At 69.9% G+C, this 2,960-nt stretch carries 1 protein-coding gene; it reads right to left on the bottom strand.

Annotated elements, in window-relative coordinates; all coding sequences use genetic code 11:
* Nucleotides 1–2,960 (bottom strand): type I polyketide synthase (locus IEZ03_RS37200; RefSeq protein WP_189241294.1); only part of this gene is annotated, 2,960 nt, incomplete at both ends.

The raw sequence follows: 2,960 nt of genomic DNA, 5'->3' as shown, positions 1-2,960 counted from the left end.
ACCAGGTCCCATAGTTGCTGCGGGGTGGTGACGCCGCCGGGGTAGCGGCAGCCCATCCCCACGATCGCAATCGGCTCGTCCGTGGCCGTTGCCCTCACGCTCACGGATGTGCTCGCGAGCGTCTTTAGGAGCGTTGCTCGCAGCTCCAGGGCGAGCGCCCGCGGTGTGGGGTGGTCGAAGACGAGGGTTGCGGGCAGCCGACGCCCGGTGGCGGCGGCGAGACGGTTGCGCAGTTCGATGGCGGTGAGGGAGTCGAACCCGAGCTCGTTGAACTGCCGGTCTGCGCCGATCCCGTCGGGGCCGGTGTGGCCGAGAACGGCGGCGATGCTGCTCCGGACCAGGTCGAGAAGGTGCTCTTGCTGCTGATCAGGGGTCAGCGTGCCCAGGTGATCGGCCAGGCTCGCGCTACTGCCGGCGTTGGGACGGTGAGCACCGCCGGCGAGTGACCTCAGGAGCGGTGGCGGCGGGACGCTGATACCGCGCGCGCTGATCGGGACGGCGATCAGGTGAGGCCGGGGTGTGGCGAGGGCCGCGTCGAGGAGTTCGAGGCCCTGCTCGTCGGTGATGGGGCTCAGGCCGACGCGCATGATCCGGTTGCGGTCGGTGTCGGTGAGGTGCCCGGTCATGCCGGTGTCCTGCTGCCAGTAGCCCCATCCGATGGACTGGGCGGGCAGCCCTTCGGCGTGCCGGTGGGCGGCCAGGGTGTCCAGGAAGTGGTTGGCGGCGGCGTAGGCGGCCTGGCCGGGTGAGCCGAGGGTGGACGCGGCGGAGGAGAACAGGACGAAGGCGCTCAGGGGGAGGTGGCGGGTGTGGTGGTGGAGGTTCCAGGCGGCGTCGACTTTGGGGGCGAAGACCTTGTCGATCTGTTCGGGGGTCAGTGAGGTGGCGATGGCGTCGTCGATGACCCCGGCCGCGTGGATGATCGCGGTGAGGGGGTGGTCGTCGGGGATGTTCGCGAGGAGCCGGGTGAGTTGCTCGCCGTCGGCGGCGTCGCACGCGGCGATGGTGACCTTGGCGCCCAGTTCTTCCAGGTGACGGTGGAGCTCTTGGGCTTCGGGAGAGTCGGGGCCGGTGCGGCTGGCCAGGATCAGGTGCGTGACGTCGTGGACGGTGACCAGGTGCGCGGCGACCAGTCGGCCCAGGGTGCCCGTACCGCCCGTGACCAGGACCGTGCCACCAGGGGCGAATGCAGCGGTCGGGTCGCCCTGCTCGGGGGCGTCCGCTGCGAGCGCGGCCAACCGGGTCAGGCGCGGGACGTGCAGGGACGGGCCGCGGACGGCTAGCTGGGGTTCGTCCTGGCTGAGGGCTGTCCCGATCGCCGCGGGAAGCGTCTGGAAGCTCGCAGCCTGCCGGTCGATGTCGATGAGCGTGATGCGTCCGGGGTGCTCGGCCTGGACGCTCCGGACCAGACCCCACACCGGTGCTTGGGAAGGATTCACGGTCGTCGGCTCTGCGCCTGTGCCCGTGTCGATGCACGCGTTGGTCAGGAGCACCAGGTGGCTTCCGCTGAGGCGGTCGTCGGCGAGGTACCGCTGGATCAGCCGGAGCATCTGCTGAGTAGCGGAGTGAGCGCGAGAGACGACGTCTTCGCCGCCATCATCTTCGGGACAGGGTGCGACGACGACCGAGGGTCGGGTGGGAAGCTCCGCGACCTGCTCCAGATCGTCGTATGCCTGTGCGCCGGTGCCGAGGAGGGCGTTCGCGAGCTCGGAAGCGTGCGCGGTCAGTACCACATAGGGCTCATCGGTTGCGCCGGCGCTCGGTGGGACGGCCGGCCAGGTGAGCGCGTGCAGATGCCTGCGCTGAGCCATCCCGGCGGGCAGGTCGGAGACGACGGGACGCAGCGTGAGGGCGTCAACGGTGATGACGGGCCGACCGGCGGTATCCGCGGCCGAGAGGGAGAAGCGGCCACCCGATCCGTTGCCGCTCCCCTCGTCGGCGATGGGGGTGATGGCGACGCGGAGTGCCGTTGCGTTGGCGGCGTGAAGGGTGACGCCGTTCCAGATGAACGGGAGCTGAGCCTCGCCGTCCCCGGATTCGGTGGCCAGGACGGCGGGATGAAGCGCGGCGTCCAGAAGAGCGGGGTGGAGGGCGTAGCCGGTGGAAGCGTCGGGATCGGGGAGCTGGATCTCGGCGTAGACCCCGGTGGAGGTGGTCCAGGCTGCTCGGACGCCTTGGAAAAGGGGTCCATAGGTCAGGCCCAAGTCGTCCAACCGCTGGTAGAGCTCGTCGGTTGGAACCGGCTCGGCGTCGGGCGGGGGCCATGCGGAGAGGTCGCGTGTGTCGGATGCCGCCGCAGGAGTGAGAGTCCCCGTGGCGTGGCAGGTCCAGGCATCGGCGTTGCCGGCGCGCGAGTGGATGGTCAGGGTTCGGTGACCGCTGTCGTCGGGTTCGTCGACGGTGATCTGAAGCTGGATGGGAGTCGTGAGGACCAGGGGGGCGTGGAGGCTCAGCTCCTCGATGTGGGGTGTGCCGGTGTGGTCGCCTGCGTGGATGGCGAGTTCGAGGTAGGCGGTGCCGGGGAGGACGGGTGTGTCGTTGATGGCGTGGTCGGCGAGCCAGGGGTGGGTGTCCAGGGACAGGCGTCCGCTGAACACGGTGGTCTGCCTGTCGACCAAGGTGACGCACGCCCCCAGCAGGGGGTGCCCGGGCGAGTCGAGCCCGACGGACGAGGCATCTCCCGCGGCCCCGAGTGAAACCTGCGGCCAGTACCGCTGCCTCTGGAACGGATAGGTGGGCAGCGCCGGCAGCGAGGCCGGTCGCGTGCTGCCCAGGCTCTTCAGGATGCGGGTCCAGTCGGTGGTGAAGCCTTGGGTGTGGAGGGTGGCGAGGTTGGTGAGGAGTTGGGTCCAGGTGCCGTTGTCGCGGTGGAGTGTGCCGGTGGTGAGGATGGGTGTGTCTTGGATGCCGGTGGTGAGTGTGGGGTGGGGGCTGGTTTCGATGTAGGTGGTGTGGCCGTG

The sequence above is a fragment of the Actinomadura livida genome (assembly GCF_014648675.1).
GTDB classification, from domain to species: Bacteria; Actinomycetota; Actinomycetes; order Streptosporangiales; family Streptosporangiaceae; genus Spirillospora; species Spirillospora livida.
This window is presented reverse-complemented; position numbering and strand designations above follow the sequence as displayed.